The following is a 19,669-nucleotide window of genomic DNA, read 5'->3' on the forward strand; positions in this document are numbered from 1 at the left end:
TGAACGATAACAAGCCGTTTCTCAAAGGCGCTAAGTGCGCTTAACGCTAAGCTGAGCGCTTTGATACGTTACGCATATGAAATTATGAACAAATCAACGTGGTTTTATTTTCGAGCGCGGGAAGACGGACGCGGTACTTTTCTTTAATACGCTGCAATTCGTCACCAAAAAACATCACGAAATATTGGATTTTCCTCGAGGGGCGGCAGGGTTATTAATGCGCAGAGCCGCAGGCCGAACCTCAATGATGTGCTACGGCACGCTTATGAATATTTGATGATTGCTTCATGTTAATAAAAGAGAATTCCACCTTATCAAAGTTTGAAAAAAGATTGGGCGTTGTTTCTTTCGCCAATCTTAAACAGCACCTCGGAAAAGCGATCATTTTTCTCCCAATGACGTTGCTGATTATTTATCTGGCAATATTCAGTCAGCCGCGTTTTGTGAGCGAATCCAAAGTCGCGATTAAACGCTCAGATGATCTTGCCAGCAATAATGTGAATTTTGGCTTGTTGTTGGGGGCTATTAATCCCAGTTCGGTTGAAGATGCACTCTACTTAAAGGAGTACATCAATTCGCCGGATATGCTGGCAGTGCTAGATAAACAACTTAATTTCCGTCAAGCCTTCAGCCAAAGCGGGCTGGATTTCTTGCACCATCTGTCTCCTGATGAAACTGCCGAAAAATTCCTGCGTTATTATCGTGAACGTATCAGCGTAACGTATGACGATAAAGCGGGATTGCTGGCTATTCGCACGCAAGGCTTTACGCCGGACTTTGCCCTTAACTTTAATAAAGCGGTGCTGAAAGAGTCCGAACGCTTCATTAATGAGTTGTCGCACCGTATTGCGCGTGATCAGCTGACCTTTGCGGAAAAGGAGATGGAAAAGTCCCGCTCACGCCTGAATAACAGTAAATCCGAGCTGCTGGCGTATCAGAACAGCAACAATGTGCTGGATCCTGAAGCGCAAGCGTTAGCAGCCAGTTCACTGGTTAACACGCTGATGGGCCAGAAGATCCAGATGGAAGCGGAGCTGCGTACTCTGCTGACCTATCTGCGTGATGACGCTGCGCAAGTTGTCAGCGTACGTAACGCCATTGCCTCGATGCAGGCGCAGATCGATAACGAGAAAGGCAAAATCACCGCGCCGCAGGGCGACAAACTCAACCGCATGGCGGTGGAGTTTGAAGAGATTAGATCGCGTGTCACCTTTGATAATGAGCTTTACAAGCTCGCGCTGACCTCCATCGAAAAAACACGCGTGGAAGCCGCTCGCAAACTGAAAGTGCTTTCGGTGATCAGTTCACCGCAGCAGCCGCAAGAGTCCACTTTCCCCAACATTCCGTATTTGATCGCCTGCTGGTTGCTGGTGTGCTGCTTAATGTTTGGCACCCTGAAACTGTTATTGGCAGTGATTGAAGATCATCGGGATTAATGCTGTCGCAGAATGAGTCTGTTATGAAAATTTTAAAATCATTTGTAATGATCGCAGCTTGCTTCACTGCGCAGGCCAATGCGGCCTTAAATATTAATTCTGATGCAAACTTAACCGGCGTTAAAACACAATCTTTGCTCAATTCGGCACCGGTAAATATCAGCAGCAATAACAGCGGATTTGATGATACGCCTGTGCCAGTTGCACCTGTGGTACTTAGCCGTATGTTTGGTGCCCAGCTGTTTAATGGCAATAGCGGAGAGAACGGGGCAAGCGTAGGTTTCAATCCCGGCTATATCCTGAATCCAGGAGATAGCATTCAGGTGCGTTTATGGGGCGCATTTACTTTTGACGGCGCGTTGCAGGTTGATCCCAAAGGCAACATTTTTCTGCCAAATGTGGGGCCGGTAAAAGTCGCTGGCATTAGTAACAGCCAGCTAAACGCGTTGATTACCAGCAAAGTGAAGCAGGTCTACCAAGCCAACGTCAGTGTGTATGCATCGCTATTACAGGCACAGCCTGTGAAAGTCTACGTCACCGGTTTTGTTCACAGCCCGGGTTTATATGGCGGCGTGACGTCGGATTCCCTATTGAACTATTTGATTAAAGCGGGCGGCGTTGATCCTGAACGTGGTAGCTACGTCGATATTGCAGTGAAACGTGGCAATAAAGTGCGATCCAATATCAACCTGTATGATTTTTTGCTTAACGGTAAATTGGGATTATCACAATTTGCCGACGGCGACACCATTGTGGTCGGGCCGCGTCAGCATACGTTCAATGTGCAAGGCGATGTATTTAATAGCTATAACTTTGAATTTCGCAACAGCACTATTCCTGTCACCGAAGCTTTGAGCTGGGCGCGAGTCAAACCGGGTGCGACGCATATTACTGTTGTGCGCCAGCAAGGTTTAGCAAAGCGCAGCGAATATTATCCAATTCGCGAGGCGACCGGCCGCTTCCTGCAAGATGGTGACAGACTGATTGTGAGCACCGATCGCTATGCCAGCACGATTCAGGTCCGCGTTGAAGGCGCACACTCAGGTGAACACGCGATGGTACTGCCTTACGGATCCAACATGCAGGCGGTGTTGAAGCAGATTCGACCTAATAGTATGTCGCAGATGAGTGCCATCAAGCTGTATCGTCCCTCCGTGGCCTCCCGCCAGAAAGAGATGATGAACCTGGCGTTGCAGAAGTTAGAGGAAGCCTCGCTTTCTGCGCAATCATCCACCAAGGAGGAGGCTGGTCTTCGCTTCCAGGAAGCGCAATTGGTCAGCCGATTTGTGGCGAAAGCGCGTCAGGTCGTGCCAAAAGGTGAAGTCATTCTGAACGAGAAAAACCTCGCGGCCACCCTGCTGGAAGATGGTGATGTGATTAGCATTCCTCAGAAAACCTCACTGGTGCTGGTACATGGTGAAGTGCTGTTCCCGAATGCAGTGAGCTGGGAGAAAGGCTTACGCGCGAAAGATTACATCGCCAAAAGTGGTGGCTTTACACAGAAGTCCGGTAATGCGCGCGTCATCGTTATTCGCCAGAACGGCGCGGCCGAAGACGCGGAAGATGTCGGTGCGCTGAATCCAGGTGATGAGTTAATGGTGCTGCCGAAGTATGAATCGAAGAGCATCGAAGTGACGCGTGGCATTTCCACCATCCTGTATCAATTAGCCGTTGCGGCGAAAGTGGTTCTTACGTTGTAAGGGTGCATCGTGATGATTGGTATATTCTCTTCAGGCATCTGGCGAATTCCATTTTTGCGTAATTTCCTGGCCCAGCCGTGCCAGAAATTATCGCTGCAACGGCCTGTCGCCGATGCCGTGACCACTATTGCAGTGTGGGGATATCGTCCCAACTCACGTCAGCCGGTGGCGTGGGCGCGTGGTGTAGGAAAATCAGTGCTGCGACTGGAAGATGGCTATATCCGCTCGCTGGATCTTGGAGTTAATGGCGCGCCACCTTTTTCACTGGTGCTGGATAGATTGGGGATCTATTACGATGCTAACCGGCCCAGCGAGTTAGAGAAGATGATCCAGGAAAGAGCCGTTAATCAACGGCTTGCCGATGACGCCAAACGAGCAATGAGCATCATCGTTGAGCAAGATTTATCGAAATATAATCAGGCCCCGCCTTTTATTGCAGGAGCATGTGCAACCAGCAATGTAGTATTAGTTATTGACCAAACGCTAGGTGACATGTCCGTAACCTATGGCAATGCGGGGCCGAATAATTTTGTCCTGATGTTAGAGGCGGCGATACGGGAAAATCCTGGTGCCGTGGTCTGGATAAAGGTCCATCCGGACGTACTACAAGGCAAGAAGTCGGGATATTACCACTCCTTCCAATCCACGCATCGCATACATCTCATGGCTGATGATGTGAGCCCACAATCTCTGTTGCGGCATGTCTCACGTGTCTATGTCATGACTTCGCAGTATGGATTTGAAGCATTAATGGCAGGTAAACCGGTGACGTGCTTTGGCCAACCCTGGTATGCCGGTTGGGGATTGACCGACGATCGCCATCCACAAGCTAAGCAGCTAAGTGAACGCCGTGGTAACGCTACGCTTGAGCAACTGTTTGCGGCGGCCTACTTGCGCTATAGCCGCTATATCCATCCGTTGACCGGCGAGCCCGCAACGCTGTTTGATGTTTTGCATTGGATCCAATTGCAACGCAACTATCAGCTACCACGTATCGGACATCTTTGGGCGCCGGGTCTATCGATGTGGAAATACACCATCCTTAAACCGTTTTTGCGTACCGCTACCAATACGTTGAGTTTTTCAAAAAGTAATAAGCTGGCTACCGCGTGTGTGGTATGGGGAATTGCTGGCGAGCAGCGTTGGTTGGAAAAAGCGCAAGCCCAACAATTACCTGTTTGGCGGATGGAAGATGGTTTTTTACGCTCTTCGGGCTTGGGTTCAGATCTTATGCCGCCGTTGTCCTTGGTATTGGATAAACGTGGTATTTATTACGATGCCACGCGACCCAGTGATTTAGAGATGTTGCTCAATGAAAGTGAATTAACCGATGCTCAATGTTCGCGGGCGAGGAAGGTTCATCATCGGCTCGTAAATAACAGAATCAGTAAATACAATCTTGGCGTTGATTTTACTTTGCCAGCCGATTCAAAAGGGAAACGTGTATTATTGGTGCCAGGTCAGGTAGGAAATGATGCATCTATTCAGACTGGCACCTTTACAATCTGTACTAACCGGGATTTGTTACGAACCGTACGGGAGCGTAATCCTGCGGCATACATTATTTACAAGCCACATCCAGATGTAGTAGTAGGCAACCGCAAAGGGCATATTACTGATAGAGAAATTAATCAATATGCTGATTATCAGGCGCTGGATGCAGACATTATTCAATGTATTCAGGTTTCCAATGAAGTACATACGATGACATCGCTTTCAGGATTCGAAGCTTTATTGCATGGCAAACGCGTGTACTGCTACGGCATGCCATTCTATGCTGGATGGGGATTAACATATGACGAGCATGATTGTTTCCGCCGTGTGAAACAGTTAGGCCTTTACGATTTGATCTATCAAGCATTAATTGCCTATCCAACTTATATTCATCCGTTACGACTGGATGCTATTTCAGTCGAAGAAGCCATTGAAATTCTCATCAACACACCACGAGCAAATATGGTGATTGATAAAAATTGGCGAGACAGACTTATGCGGATGGGAAAAAAGTTATCAATGTTTATTAAGGTTAAGTTAGCATTTTAAACCATGAGTGAAGCTATTAAAAAGCTGCTAAAAGGAAAGCAGTTCCTGTTGTTGCAAGGGCCAATGGGACCTTTCTTTAATGACATGGCTTATTGGCTGGAGTCATTAGGGCGTGAAGCCGTGAATGTCGTATTCAACGGCGGCGACCGCTTCTATTGCCGTAAACGTAAATACCTCGCGTTCATGCAAACAGAAAAGGAGTTTTCGGCTTGGCTCAACCAAGTTAAGCGGGATTATGAATTTGATACGATTTTATGCTTTGGCGATTGCCGGACGCTACATAAGGTAGCGAAAGGCTGGGCGCATACGCAAGGGGTTAGATTTTTTGTTTTCGAAGAAGGATATCTGCGACCAAATTTTATTACGCTCGAGGAGGGCGGTGTCAATGCCAACTCTTCATTGCCGCGCGATGCTGAGTTCTATCGACAGCTACTGGCGCAGCCAGCAGCAAAAATAGAGGCATGTTATCCATCTAAAATTCGCAAGATGGCGCATGCCAGTTGGTATTACTTCATTAGCTGGTATTATCGACATACTTTTGACCAATATTGTCACCATAAACCATTTTCACCTTGGCGCGAAGCCACATATTGGTTTCGTGCTGGGTGGCGCAAGACATTATATCAATTTAAGCAGAGATATATACTTAATAGATTAACGATTGAGCTAGATCAACGCTATTACCTGGCGATTTTACAGGTTTATAATGACAGCCAAATAGAGCATCATAGCCCTTATAATGATGTGCGGGATTATATCTATGAGGTAATGTGCTCCTTTGCGCAGCATGCACCAGCGGATACTTATCTGGTGATTAAACATCATCCAATGGATTGTGGGCATCGCAATTACGCAGCGCTGATCAATGAGCTCTGCAAGCGTTTAAATATTATAGATAGAGTAGTTTATATTCATGACCTCCCTTTGCGGGAATTAATTTTACATGCTCAAGGTGTGGTTACGATCAACAGCACCGCAGGGATTTTAGCGTTGATGCATGGTAAGCGGATAAAAGTGATGGGAGAGGCATTGTACGACATTCGAGGAGTAACGTTTCAGTCGGGTTTGGATTTTTTTTGGCGGGATCAATTTACTATAGATGATTATTTGTTCAAAAATTTTATGTCACATTTGACCTGCCAGACGCAAGTTAATATCCATTATTACCAATGGAACGTTTTTTCGAGTAAAGTTTGGAGTGAATTAGAAGACGTGCAAAACTTTAAATGAGCTCAATTTCAGCGTTGTTAATTAACGCCATGCTGACACTCAAGCGCAGCATGGTTCGTCAATTGCGGGTTCCCATTGAATATTTACTCTATTTTAGTTTAGTAAGGTTCTGCTGGCAGGAAGTCCATAGGAATGAGTGCGCGCTGCCACCTGACGTTTTCTCTGATTATTTTTGCAGGAATACCAACGGCTAAACTTCCGGGCGGAATGGTTTTTGTCACTAATGCTCTGGAGCCAATTATACTATTCTTTCCAATCGTAATGCCTTTTTGAATTGTGACATTCTCACCCAGCCATACTGAATCCTCAATGACGATACATTTGGCAGGATTTATTCTTTCTCCAGTCATATCATCAATGATTGAATGCCAATCTGTCGTAGACATCGTTATGTCAGAGAAAAGGCAATCCTTGCCTATGATGATTGATGCGCCTTCAGTAGCAACAATAAGTACATGACGATTCATTGCTGTTTGATCTCCGATTTCAATTTTAGATCCAGCACCAATAAAGTAACGTCCGCGAATGTAGGTTTTTTTACCAACTTTCCATACACCGTTACCATTTTCCATATTAATAGATACATTATTTAATATGCATCCTTCGCTGAAAGTAATGCTGGAGTTCTTACCTGATTGGAAATTTAGACTGAAATCACCTAAAACTTTTTCGGGTTTACCTATAACAACATTCCCTGCTGCAATGAAGCTTGCAATCTGTTTCTCATAACTATCATTCATAACAACGTTGTTCCTATTCATTTTAAGTGTTTTTCGATTGCAATCACTATAAAGAAGCTTTGTCATTCTTTTTACGTCATGACTTTACGAGATAAAAAATGATGATAGAAATTCATTCAATCTTTCACTGTAACCATCATGATTAAATTCATTAGAGCTAAAGTCATTCGCACAAAATGAATGTGGGAGATTATTGTCTTTTTTGCCATTAATAAGCGCTCGATAGAAACTGCCTGATGCAGGAGAGCGGATGTTAAAATAAAAACAGATGTCCAGATTCGGCGCGGATTTGCCCAGAATATATTGATGATAAGGAACGAGAAAGGTAGCAACATTTAAGTCATTCTTCGCTCTGAATTTGTTTTTGGAAAATGCAGCGATTTCATGTTGAAACATAGACGCACTTTCTTCAAAAACAGATTTAATCAAAGGTACATACGTATGAGTCAGTGTATTGTCAAATCGAACAGCAAAGTTTGATTCGAAGATATCGTTACAATTCTGACATGCTGATAACGTTGCTGTTGTTCTTTCTTCCCCTGGAGAATATGAAGTACTTTTGTTGCTAACAAATAAACTCGCTATCCCATTTGACTTGAAGAAATGCTCAGGGTTGTTTTTTTGAGCAACAAAGAAGTCATCGTTAAAGTAAATAAAGTGTTCTGATAATCCCTTGATTTTGTGTAGGTAGGCTTCAACTACATGTGAGTTAAATGTGGGCAGATATTGTTGTGGAATGATTTCGGAATGATCAACTAACACCACTCTATCCTTGAGGCTATCTGGAATTAATGGTTTTTGATTGTCAGTGACTATAAATATCCTGTTTACCCACGGTATGTTTTTTTCAATACTGAGTAGAGAGTAATAGAGTTCATTATGGTTACTGAATCTCGATTCTTCAGTTGCATAAAGTGCATATGATATGTCTGCATTGCTGTGCAGCCTTTTTTTTTGCAACCATGCTGAATCATTTGCATCGACCCAAGTGTATACAACATCGATTTTGAAAGCAGGTTTGAAGGAAGCTATTGAATTTTGTAAAGCACTAACAATAATACCTTCTGTTGCATTGATTATATTGTTGTGATTTAAAACCAAAGGGTGTCGTTTTAATAGGTAATCTCTAAAAAAGAGTATTGGTGCTCTTTTTAATTTCCTGAATTTTCTAAGGGAAATAGTTAGCATCTTATTGGGTTTCATTTTTAAAATTAATCCGCCCTGTATTTTTAAGAATGGATTAATTTAATTCTTTTATTTTAATGACTCAATTCCTGCTTCACGGATAAATAGTGTTCGTCACGTGAAACATGAGGAACAATCGTATCTAAAAACATAGCATAATCATCGTTTTTATCATTCATCTTGTTAAATGTTACGGCGAGAGGACATCGTTTCGAACCATGTACAGATTGTATCCAGATGAATTTTTCTTCATATCCTCTATCAAGCAGGGCAAACTGTATGGGTGATTTAATTATACTTTGCTCTCCCTTGGTCATAGTGTTAGAAATGGGTAAGAACTCGAATAAGTAATCATGTGGGTTACTGACAGACTCAAGTATGTTGTTGTAATGACAAAGTTGCATGTTATCAACGCAACAGAATTTTTCAGCGGGTGAAAAATTATAATCAAATTCACAGAAGTGTTCTGCGAATGTGTTTTTTACTCGGTCGATGTTTCTTTTTTTATTCTTAATGAAAGTATAAGGAATACCCGCTGGAGATATAAAATCTTTATTCGTTACCTTCTTAAGGAATAGAAAGTTCAAATCTATAAATATAAATAACTCTCGTTTTGGACTGATGTTTCTTATCTTGTTTTTGAAAGCCTCACTGTAGTTTTTAAAAACACTTATGTCACTGTTGTTGCTTATTATACTTTGGCTAATGTATGAGAGACTTTTAAAATTAGTGTACTTAATAATACTACGATATTGATACCTTATTAAGCTTTCTTTGAATTTTATTTTATCACTTACGGTGTCGATGACTATTAAATGAATGTTTAATTTTTCATTATCATATTTTAGTAATGGAGGCTCAGTGATTGTTTCAACCGTTGGCGTTATGTTTACTGCATTAATTATTTCTTTTGATCTTCCACCCAGAATATTCTTAAAAGCATCCTTAACGAAAAGACCGGGGGTATTTAATAATTTTGAAGCTTTAGTCATCATTCACACTCCTTTAATAGCTTATCCATAACTTTAGATATTTCGTATTTTTCAAGATAGGTTTTTCGACTGTTCTCTCCAAGTTGACTGAGTAAGTTCTCATTAGCCATAAGTCTTTCCATGTTCATGGCAAAGTGTTGAGTATCAAAACAGGGAGAAACTAAAGCGTTATATTCATTCACCAGGAAATCTTTAGGACCATAGCCTATATCATAACTAACCACAGGTTTGCTCATGCTAAAGCTTTCAATATAGACCATCCCAAAAGCTTCTTTAGCAGATGTGAGTGCGCAGAATGCACTATTGTAGATCTCTTCATAAACTAATGATGTCGGTGGATGAATGGTAACTTGCGATGTTAAACCTAGCGTTGAAATCTGATTGATAAGGTTTTCTTTTTCATCACCGTCACCAAAAATGTCTAAAATCCAATCTGGGAATTTTTTTGCTATTTTTGCAAAAGATTCTATTAATAAATTGAATTGTTTTAGCTCAACCAAACGACCAAAAGAAACAATTCTTTTCTTCTGGATATCCCTGCCCGATTGTGAAATTAGTGGGAACTTATCTTCGAGTCCATTTGGAATGGGGGTAACCTTACTAATTCCTTGAGCATTGTACTCTTCTTTTTGAAAAGAAGTGAGAGTAAGTACCTTATAGGCTTTAGGGTAGTTTCTTAACAATGTTTTCTGTATTTCTTTAGAGTGTGAGCTAAATTCACGATGTTCTTGAACAATGACTTTATTCGACTTATGGGCATGCTTAATGATATTCACACATAGGCCTGGGAATGTGCCTATAATTGTTGCGTTCTTAATGGTTTTTAAAATGCTTACCAGTTTAAAGTCTGTCAACAAAGATAAGCCATTATAAAGATCTTCTGATTTTTTAAAAATCTTTGAAGAATATTGAGCGAGGTGATTATCCAGCTTTGTGCGGAACTTGCCATTGCTGCGTGCGTCATTGAGATATTCAATACGTACACTGGGATCAAGTTGTAGCTTAGGTGTATCACTGGTGCGCCGCATTGAGATAATGGATACCTGATAGCCAACAGAAACCAGATAATTTGCCTGGTTTATAACTGTTTGTACTGTTCCACCTACGCCATAGATATTATAACAGCAGTAAACAATGTGCTGTTGTTTATCGGCAATCACGTTATCCAGAAATTTATTGGTTTTATTAAAATTTTCATAATCACGGATGACTTTAAGGAAATCCTTTCTGGCTCGATGTTTGATCTTGAAATCAATGCTTTTGTCTGAAAATAGGTCTTCAAGTTCATCAATAGTACGCACGACTGAACCGTTGAATTCATAGGGGGATTTTAAAAAATGACCTCGTTCAAACTTGTAATTATCATAGTCAAATTGTAGGAAAATAACCGGTGTTTTTATCAGGTTAAATTCAAAGGCAATTGATGAGTAATCTATTATGCATACAGCCGTATCTTTTAATACTGCTGAAAAGTCATCATGCCCGACAAATGAAATAGCTCCATCAAAGAGTTTTTCTATCATTGGTTTAAGATGGAGTATCTTTTCATGCAAATAAAATGCGATGTTTAAATTTCTTTTATTTGCATAATCAATTATTCCTTGGCTGTTTTTAATCTGCTGGACTATGTCTAAAAATGGATTGTCATCGCCAGGTTTTGTCCACTCTTCACGCCACGTAAAAAAGAATAATATGTTTTTTTCATTTTTCTTCTTCATTGGTAGTAGCTCATGTCGCGACAAGCCACTATTGATCACTCTTTTGTCGAGGAAACCAATATTCAGTATGAGTTTCTTTAGCGCCTGTAAATCATCTACCTCAACAGAATTTTTGTTAACGTAATATCGCTGGAGTAGCAAGATATAGAAATCTTCTAGGTTATTCCTGGAAAAAAAGTCATCGTAGTGTGGTATTTTGTATTTGATGGCTAATCTTTTTGTTTGGTTAATATCTTTTTGTGTTTGTAGTGTATTGATAACGATATTTTTCTCTGACTTCAACGAAGTGCTAAAATATCTTATTCTACCGTTGTAGTGACCTTTAAATATGAATATTCTCTTGTAAGAGATGATTCCGTGTTGAAGGTATACGATGGGAGCCCAGCCCTTTTCTAATGGTTTTTTATTAAAAGAGGGGAAAGTATCAAGATATCCGTCATTAAGCAGGAGGTAATCTGCATCATAAAATATCTTATGATGCTTTTTGCTATCCTTAAGTATGATGTTTTTATTAAAAGGTAAAAGTTTTTCTATGTCGACATTCTGTTTGCTATAAATGAAAAAAGTGTTTTTAAATCCTGACTTCATTCTATGCTGAAAATAACAAAAGCCATTATCACGGGCTTGCAGCCCTCCTTTTTCTCCAATGAGTATCAACAAATCTTGATGTTCGATTCCCTTCATTTCTCTTACCTAAAATAGATTGTTGTAAAATGATCAGCGGTGTTATTTATATTGGAATAGTATTTTTGTTATTTTCACTTCTTAAGTAAGCTTCAATAGCATCATTTACCGAGTCATAATAATTGACATAATTATCCCTACCAATGAAAATAGCTGCGTCACAATACTCTTTGAGCGTATTTAAGCTATGCGACACCATCAAAAAACTCGCACTTTTATGTCGTTCCTGGAACATCCTTGAGCATTTTTCTTTAAAGCGCGCATCACCTACCGCGGTGACCTCATCCACAAGATAATAATCAAAATCAAAAGCCATGCTTAAACCAAAACTTAATCTTGATTTCATTCCGGATGAATAAGTTTTGATCGGCATATTGAAGTATTTACCCAATTCAGCAAATGACTCAACAAAATCTATTTTCTCTTTCATCTCACTATGTTTGGCATATAAACGCGCGACGAATTTAACGTTTTCCCTACCGCTAAGACTGCCCTGAAAACCGCCAGTAAGGCCAACCGGCCAGGAAATCGTTTTATTGGTAGTGATTGCGCCGCTATCAGGCCGGTCAATACCACCAATCATGCGCAGTAATGTTGATTTACCTGCGCCATTTCGGCCAACCAACGCCACACTTTTTCCACCTGGCAGAGTGAGATTCAAATCTTTAAACACGAAGTGCCGGCCTGATGAGGTGCGGTACGACTTTGTGAGATTTTCAATCTTAATCATGAGGTCAGCATTGCCTCTTCACGGGTGCGATAGATGGCAAGCCCCAAAAATAATGTCGTTAGTGTGAGAATGGCGAGATAAATGAGGCTGACGCCTTCGCTACTATAGCCCGGCATCACGGCTGCTCGGCTGAGTTCCACCACATGCAGGAGGGGATTCCAGAGTAGAAATGGCCAGTAATCTTTCGGCACTGCGTGCAGTGGAAACATTATTCCCGAGATGAAATAGAGCGGTTTAAGGAGAATTGGCAAAAGTTTCTGCGTTTCTGTGTAGGTTTTACCTGTCACCATAAAAATGAGTCCAGCGCCACATGAGAAAATAATCAAAAGACTCCATGCACCCACTATTTGCAGTAGATTTTCTACAGAAAAATACTCCCCGGCAGCCCAAACAATCAACATCAGAAATATATAGACAGTTACGTAGATAATCGTCTCTAACATCGCCCTTGCTAAAACAGTATCGATGGGTTTAACCGGTCGATAATTAAATAAGCCTTGGTTCGCGTCAATTGCTCCAAGTGATCGAGTAGAGATATTAGAAAAAATGAAATAGGGAATGATCCCATTAAGTAAGAATACAGGGAAGGAAATGTCTGGCATTGTCCTATGCATGATGAAGCCAAAAATGGCCATCAATATTAATAAATGGGCTGATGGTTCTAGTATCGCCCAGAGATACCCCAAACGGAACTTACCGAATCTGGTTCTTATCTCTCTAAAAAACAATGCGTTAATCGTGGCGCTTTGTACATTTAATCCACTTCTTGCCATTTAAAACTCACAGTATTCTTGATTAATAGATATGCTACCGCCCTTGGCTTAACAGTTACCAATGCGCTGAAGATAAGATAATAGATAATAAGCAGACTCGAGTGGTCGCGTTGATTTGCCATCTACAGTTAGCTGATTAAATGGGTTGTTATTTGATTTGTATCGTATTTGCTACTTTTCAATCGATGAAATTATTGCCTGCCTTCCTATGAAGATAATTGAGAAAAGGCTCAATTTTCCTTATTCACTTTGCTCAAAACATTCTTGATTAAATTATTATCGTTTGTGGTTTCAAGCTCTCTCCAGCCGAAATGATTGACCTTGATTTTTCTGGAGGCTTACCACGTCAAAGCATTGATTGCACCCAACTTCAATCTTCGTAATAATCACGCCCATCTATCCCTTCCTCGTAGTATTTACGTTGAGGGGATTTTTTTCATCTATACCTAAACAGACCTATCGACTTACGGATCTTAAGAGGACCAGTTATGCATAACACCTTGGGCAATCATTATGATAACTCATTGGTTTCTAACGCTTTTGGTTTCATGCGCTTCCCCCTCAACTTCCAGCCTTACGACAGTGACGCTGAGTGGGTGATCACCGGTGTTCCTTTCGATGCCGCGACCTCCGGTCGTCCAGGCAGCCGTTTAGGTCCGGGGGCAATCCGCCAGATTTCCACCAATCTGGCGTGGGAAGGCTGTCGCTGGCCGTGGGATTTCGATCTGCGCCAGCGTTTGAACGTGGTGGATTGCGGCGATCTGGTTTATGCCTTTGGCGATTCACAGGATCTCTCTGACAAACTGCAGGCGCACGCCGAGAAACTGCTGGCGAACGGTAAGCGCATGCTGACCTTTGGCGGTGACCACTACGTCACGCTGCCGCTGCTGCGTGCACACGCTAAGCACTTCGGCAAAATGGCGCTGGTGCATTTCGATGCGCACACCGATACCTATTCCAATGGTCCTACTTTCGATCACGGCACCATGTTCTTCACCGCGCCAAAAGAGGGTTTGATCGATCCGCAGCACTCTGTGCAGATCGGTATTCGTACCGAGTTCGATAAGAGCTTGGGCTTTAACGTGCTGGATGCCGCGCAGGTCAACGATCGCAGCGTTGATGACATTCTGGCGGAAGTGAAGCGTACCGTTGGCGATCTGCCGGTGTATCTGACCTTTGATATCGATTGTCTGGATCCCGCCCACGCACCGGGCACCGGCACGCCAGTGATTGGCGGCTTGAGCAGCGATAAAGCCACCAAGCTGATTCGCGGTTTGCAGGGCATGAATATCGTCGGTATGGATCTGGTGGAAGTGGCGCCGGGCTACGATCACGCCGATCTGACCTCGCTGGCCGCAGCCACACTGGCGCTGGACATGTTGCACGTGCAGGCGGCAAATAAAGGTTAATCCTTTCTCCTGCGGCTACACTTATTGGCGGTTAATTAATCTGCGGAGGCGACTATGGGTTTACTGGACGATTTAGTAGGATCGCTAGGAAACAGCAACGGAAGCGGGCAGGGCAACCAGATGCAACAGCTGATGGCTATCTGGAACTGGGTGCAGGAACAGGGCGGCGTTGAAGTGCTGCTGCAGAAGTTTCAACAGGGCGGACTCGGGCAGGTGCTGAATAGCTGGCTTGGCAGCGGCAGTAACATGTCGATTGATGGCGGCGAGATTCAAAATGCGCTTGGCAATGATCAGCTGCAGTCGCTGGCGGATAAGCTCGGCACCGATGTACAGGGTGCGTCCGGTACGCTGGCTGCCTTATTGCCGCAGGTGATTGATAAGCTATCGCCGCAGGGCCACATTAAGACGTCGAATACCCAGGATTTGGGTGCGATGGTGGATGGATTGTTTAAGCGTTGAAGATTGTTTGCTTTGATCTTTGCTTACTGTCCCCCATCCTGGCCTTCCCCCATGAATGGGGGAAGGAGACGCAGCTAAATGCAGCTTCCTCACTGACATGTGGCAGCATCTTCCTCCCCCATTCATGGGGGAGGACCGAGGAGGGGGACAGCAAGCACGATCTATTTCCCAGCCGCAATACGCTCACGAATATGCTGGGCGCGGGCTTCCGAATCCGGATGCGAGTCAAACATCGAACTCTGTCTTCCTTGCTCCAGTTTCGCTAGCTTCTCAAAGCTGGTCGCTAATCCCATCGGATCGATGCCGCGCTTTTTCAGCAGGTCGAACGAGTAGTCATCGGCTTGTGTTTCCTGAGTTTGCGAGAATTGCGCATTCACCAGCTTTTCACCCATTTCACCCAATTGTGATTGTGACAGCGAGCCAATTACGCCGCCGACGGAAGCCGCAGCGGTGCGCGTTGCGGTGGTCGTCAGCGCCACCTGCATCGCTTTGCGCGTATGGCCCAGCGCGACGTGGCCCATTTCATGGCCCAGCACACCTTCGACTTCGTTATCGGTCATCATATCCATCAACCCGCTATAGACGCGGATACAACCGTTCGCCATCGCCCAGGCGTTAACGTCTTTGGTCTGATAAACCTTGTAGTTGGCAGGCACGCCGTTGATGTTGTCGCCTAGCGCCGCCGCGATTTTGTTCAGGCGCTGCTGGTATTCACTGTTAGCGGGTGCAACCTGATTGTCTTTATCCATCTGCGCACAGGATTGATCGCTCAACTCTTTCACCTGCGTATCGTTCAGCGCATAGGCCTGATAAGCCTGCGCACCCGATTGTAGCAGCGCATTGTTATCAAACCCTTCGCAGCCGCTCAGCAGCGAAGCCATTCCCAGAGCAACAATTGTGGCTCTCATTTTCATATCGGCATCCTTTGGGTAACAAGGTAAAGAAAACAAACACCTGAAACTGGCCCAAGTGTTTAAACGCTTAGGTTATAGCTCGCATGTTGTTCAATGACTAGCAGACAAGCCCGGAAATGCAAACGGTTACCCGTGATTTAGCACCCAGATGCATGTACTTTTGTCCTGATTTTCATGTACATTGATGTGCGACTTTTTTCTCGCTTCGCCTTATAACTGATTAATTACAATAAGTTAAGCGTGGCGGAGCATTAATCCGACCTGGAGTAGAAGATGCCCTCTCGTAAAGAGCTTGCCAACGCCATTCGCGCGTTAAGTATGGATGCAGTACAGAAAGCCAATTCGGGACATCCGGGTGCCCCAATGGGCATGGCGGACATTGCCGAAGTGCTGTGGCGTGACTTCCTGAACCATAACCCTACTAACCCGCTGTGGGCAGACCGCGACCGCTTTGTGCTGTCGAACGGTCACGGCTCAATGCTGATTTACAGCCTGCTGCACCTCACTGGCTACGATCTGCCAATGAGCGAGCTGCAGAACTTCCGTCAGCTGCACTCTAAAACTCCAGGCCACCCGGAATATGGCTACACCGCAGGCGTTGAAACCACCACCGGTCCACTGGGTCAGGGCATCGCTAACGCAGTGGGTTTTGCCATTGCCGAGCGCACGCTGGCGGCGCAGTTCAACCGTCCGGGTCATGACATCGTAGACCATAACACCTACGTGTTTATGGGCGACGGCTGCATGATGGAAGGCATCTCACACGAAGTCTGCTCCATCGCCGGCACCCTGAAGCTGGGCAAACTGGTTGCCTTCTACGATGACAACGGCATCTCCATCGACGGTCACGTTGACGGCTGGTTCACCGACGACACCGCCAAACGTTTTGAAGCCTACGGCTGGCACGTGGTGCGCGGCGTGGACGGTCACGATGCGGACGCGATTAAAAAAGCGGTGGAAGAAGCCAAAGCGGTTTCCGACAAGCCTTCGCTGCTGATGTGCAAAACCGTGATTGGCTTCGGTTCGCCGAATAAAGCCGGTACGCACGACTCGCACGGCGCGCCGCTGGGTGCCGATGAAATCGCGCTGACCCGCAAGCAGCTCGGCTGGAACCACGGTCCGTTTGAAATCCCTTCAGACATCTACGCGCAGTGGGATGCCAAAGAAGCCGGCCAGGCGAAAGAGTCGGCGTGGGACCAGAAGTTTGCCGCCTACGCCGCCGCGCATCCGGAGCTGGCTGCCGAGTTCAAACGTCGCGTGAACAATGAGCTGCCGGCGAACTGGGCCAGCGAGTCGCAGAAGTTCATCGAGCAGCTGCAGGCCAGTCCGGCGAAAATTGCCAGCCGTAAAGCCTCGCAGAACGCCATCGAAGCCTTCGGCAAAATCCTGCCGGAATATCTGGGCGGCTCCGCTGACCTGGCGCCAAGCAACCTCACCATGTGGTCCGGCTCGAAGCCAATCAACGAAGATGCGGCGGGCAACTACATCCATTACGGCGTGCGCGAGTTCGGTATGACCGCCATCGCCAACGGTATCGCGCTGCACGGCGGCTTCCTGCCGTACACCGCCACCTTCCTGATGTTCGTCGAGTACGCGCGCAACGCCGCACGTATGGCCGCGCTGATGAAAATCCGTCAGATCATGGTGTACACCCACGACTCAATTGGTCTGGGCGAAGATGGCCCGACGCACCAGCCGGTTGAGCAGATGGCCAGCCTGCGCGTGACGCCAAACATGAGCCTGTGGCGCCCGTGCGACCAGGTTGAGTCAGCGGTGGCTTGGAAGTACGCGATTGAGCGCGTTGACGGCCCGTCGGCGCTGATCTTCTCGCGTCAGAACCTGGCGCAGCAGGATCGTAGCGCTGAGCAGCTGGCTAACGTGGCGCGCGGCGGTTACGTGCTGAAGGACAGCGAAGGTACGCCGGAGCTGATCCTGATCGCTACCGGTTCAGAAGTGGAGCTGGCGGTGGCAGCGTTTGAGCAGCTGACGGCGGAAGGCCGCAAGGTGCGCGTGGTGTCTATGCCATCTACCGACGCCTTCGACAAGCAGGACGCGGCGTACCGTGAATCCGTGCTGCCAAAAGCGGTTGCCGCACGCGTGGCGATTGAAGCGGGTATCGCGGATTACTGGTTCAAATACACCGGCCTGAACGGCGCGATCGTCGGCATGACCACCTTCGGTGAGTCGGCGCCTGCGGATCAGCTGTTCAGGGAGTTTGGCTTCACCGTTGAGAATGTGGTGAAAACGGCGAAATCTATTCTGTAACTTTGCGCAGTAAATTGCGCCGCTACCGGTTAAGCACAGCCTGTAGCGGCGCGATTCATCGCGCGCACCTGCAATGCAGGCGTATCTAACCTGAAACGGTTCAATTATTCCTGCAGTAATAATCCGCCAGTGCAAAATTTGTGACGTAGATCCAATATTCAGCCACTCACTTGATCGCAATCATTCCCGTTATTCCTCTCTTGCATTACTCTAGCTGAACCGTTTCAGTTGTGAGCGAAATCGTGCATCTCACTCATGTGGGTAAGCAATAATTCCCTGTACAAACCGGTGTGAAACGCTCAGGCTAATCGGCACGTTTTTTTGGGTGTGGTTGAAGGTAGAGATGACCGTTCGCGTAGCAATAAATGGTTTTGGACGTATCGGGCGTAATGTGTTGCGTGCCCTGTATGAAACCGGTCGCCGGGCTGAGATCACCGTGGTCGCCATTAACGAGCTGGCAGACGCCGCCGGCATGGCGCATCTGCTGAAGTACGACACCAGCCATGGCCGTTTTGCCTTTGATGTGCGCCAGGAGCGCGATCAACTGTTTGTTGGCGACGACACCATTCGCATCCTGCATCAGGCTGAAATTGATGCGCTGCCGTGGCGCGAACTGAATGTGGATATCGTGCTGGATTGTACCGGGGTGTACGGTAGCCGCGCTGATGGCGAAGCCCATTTGGCGGCGGGCGCGAAGAAAGTGTTGTTCTCGCATCCGGGCGGCAACGATCTCGATGCCACAGTCGTGTTCGGTGTCAACGAACAAGCTCTTAAACAAACTGACCGCATTGTCTCCAACGCATCCTGCACCACCAACTGCATTATTCCGGTGATCAAGTTGCTGGATGACGCCTTTGGCATTGAGTCGGGCACCGTGACCACCATTCACTCGGCGATGCACGATCAGCAGGTGATCGACGCCTATCACAGCGATCTGCGTCGTACCCGCGCTGCCAGCCAATCGATCATTCCGGTAGATACGCGTCTCGCTGCTGGCATTACCCGTATTTTTCCGAAATTTAACGATCGCTTTGAGGCGATTGCCGTGCGCGTGCCCACCATCAACGTGACAGCCATTGATCTGAGCGTGTCGGTGCGCGAAGCGGTGAAGGCGTGTGAGGTCAACGCGTTGCTGCAAAACGCGTCAGAAGGGGCGTTTCGTGGTATAGTTGACTATACGGAATTACCGTTAGTCTCAGTAGATTTTAACCATGATCCGCACAGTGCCATAGTCGATGGCACGCAAACGCGGGTCAGTGGTCATCACCTTATCAAAACGCTGGTTTGGTGTGACAACGAATGGGGCTTTGCTAACCGCATGATCGACACCACGTTAGCAATGGCCGCAAGCGGTTTCAGGTAAGACGCGGACTGCGTCTGGCAAAACTTAT

15 protein-coding genes are annotated in these 19,669 nt (G+C 45.7%); 8 read left to right on the top strand and 7 right to left on the bottom strand.

All coding sequences use genetic code 11. The features are described from left to right. Window positions 1-287: 287 nt before the first annotated feature. The 4 genes from KVT28_RS16820 to KVT28_RS16835 are packed head-to-tail and all read left to right on the top strand — an operon-like array spanning window position 288 to window position 6,409. Entirely contained in the window at window positions 288-1,436 is a 1,149-nt protein-coding gene (locus KVT28_RS16820) for a capsule biosynthesis protein (protein WP_217549388.1), read from the top strand. Window positions 1,437-1,459: 23 nt separating this feature from the next. Next, window positions 1,460-3,136 carry a polysaccharide biosynthesis/export family protein gene (locus KVT28_RS16825; protein WP_217549390.1) on the top strand — a complete coding sequence of 559 codons (1,677 nt, stop codon included), beginning with the start codon at window positions 1,460-1,462 and terminating at the stop codon, window positions 3,134-3,136. Window positions 3,137-3,148: 12 nt separating this feature from the next. Then, window positions 3,149-5,179 carry a capsular polysaccharide biosynthesis protein gene (locus tag KVT28_RS16830; RefSeq protein WP_217549392.1) on the top strand — a complete coding sequence of 677 codons (2,031 nt, stop codon included), beginning with the start codon at window positions 3,149-3,151 and terminating at the stop codon, window positions 5,177-5,179. Window positions 5,180-5,182: 3 nt separating this feature from the next. Beyond that, entirely contained in the window at window positions 5,183-6,409 is a 1,227-nt protein-coding gene (locus KVT28_RS16835) for a capsule biosynthesis protein (RefSeq protein ID WP_217549394.1), read from the top strand. A gap of 98 nt (window positions 6,410-6,507) precedes the next feature. On the opposite strand, the gene KVT28_RS16840 is transcribed toward KVT28_RS16835, so the two are convergent. The 6 genes from KVT28_RS16840 to KVT28_RS16865 all read right to left on the bottom strand — a co-directional run bounded on the left by KVT28_RS16840 (window position 6,508) and on the right by KVT28_RS16865 (window position 13,231). After that, window positions 6,508-7,149 carry an acyltransferase gene (locus KVT28_RS16840; protein ID WP_158238600.1) on the bottom strand — a complete coding sequence of 214 codons (642 nt, stop codon included), beginning with the start codon at window positions 7,147-7,149 and terminating at the stop codon, window positions 6,508-6,510. An 84-nt stretch (window positions 7,150-7,233) separates the two neighbouring features. Then, entirely contained in the window at window positions 7,234-8,352 is a 1,119-nt protein-coding gene (locus KVT28_RS16845; protein ID WP_240632898.1) for a Stealth CR1 domain-containing protein, read from the bottom strand. A gap of 56 nt (window positions 8,353-8,408) precedes the next feature. Next, window positions 8,409-9,329, bottom strand: coding sequence for a hypothetical protein (locus tag KVT28_RS16850; RefSeq protein WP_101761928.1), 921 nt, complete (start codon window positions 9,327-9,329; stop codon window positions 8,409-8,411). Continuing rightward, window positions 9,326-11,728: a glycosyltransferase gene (locus tag KVT28_RS16855; RefSeq protein WP_217549396.1), complete on the bottom strand. Its 2,403-nt coding sequence runs from the start codon at window positions 11,726-11,728 to the stop codon at window positions 9,326-9,328. Before KVT28_RS16855 ends, KVT28_RS16850 begins: the two co-directional genes overlap by 4 nt. A 46-nt stretch (window positions 11,729-11,774) precedes the next feature. Continuing rightward, on the bottom strand, window positions 11,775-12,458 hold the full coding sequence (locus tag KVT28_RS16860; RefSeq protein WP_101761930.1) for an ABC transporter ATP-binding protein: 684 nt from the start codon (window positions 12,456-12,458) through the stop codon (window positions 11,775-11,777). Beyond that, a complete protein-coding gene (locus tag KVT28_RS16865) occupies window positions 12,455-13,231 on the bottom strand; it encodes an ABC transporter permease (protein WP_217549398.1) in 777 nt (258 codons plus the stop codon). The genes KVT28_RS16860 and KVT28_RS16865 overlap by 4 nt, the downstream gene beginning before the upstream one ends. Window positions 13,232-13,719: 488 nt before the next feature. Between KVT28_RS16865 and speB the strand changes: the two genes are divergently transcribed. After that, window positions 13,720-14,640, top strand: coding sequence for an agmatinase (gene speB, locus KVT28_RS16870; RefSeq protein WP_217549400.1), 921 nt, complete (start codon window positions 13,720-13,722; stop codon window positions 14,638-14,640). A 54-nt stretch (window positions 14,641-14,694) separates the two neighbouring features. Continuing rightward, window positions 14,695-15,099 (top strand): YidB family protein, encoded by a 405-nt coding sequence (locus tag KVT28_RS16875; protein WP_101761933.1) that lies wholly within the window; start codon window positions 14,695-14,697, stop codon window positions 15,097-15,099. A 161-nt stretch (window positions 15,100-15,260) separates the two neighbouring features. On the opposite strand, the gene KVT28_RS16880 is transcribed toward KVT28_RS16875, so the two are convergent. Then, window positions 15,261-16,013, bottom strand: a complete 753-nt coding sequence (locus KVT28_RS16880) for a M48 family metallopeptidase (protein ID WP_101761934.1) — start codon at window positions 16,011-16,013, stop codon at window positions 15,261-15,263. A gap of 273 nt (window positions 16,014-16,286) precedes the next feature. Here KVT28_RS16880 and tkt point away from each other — a divergent pair, with 273 nt between their 5' ends. Both tkt and epd read left to right on the top strand, forming a co-directional pair. Continuing rightward, window positions 16,287-18,278, top strand: a complete 1,992-nt coding sequence (gene tkt / locus KVT28_RS16885) for a transketolase (protein ID WP_217549402.1) — start codon at window positions 16,287-16,289, stop codon at window positions 18,276-18,278. 343 nt (window positions 18,279-18,621) lie between these two features. Further along, on the top strand, window positions 18,622-19,641 hold the full coding sequence (epd, locus tag KVT28_RS16890; protein ID WP_192236435.1) for an erythrose-4-phosphate dehydrogenase: 1,020 nt from the start codon (window positions 18,622-18,624) through the stop codon (window positions 19,639-19,641). Window positions 19,642-19,669: the final 28 nt, after the last annotated feature.

The organism is Pantoea sp. GbtcB22, from assembly GCF_019091025.1.
Taxonomy (GTDB): Bacteria; Pseudomonadota; Gammaproteobacteria; order Enterobacterales; family Enterobacteriaceae; genus Pantoea; species Pantoea leporis.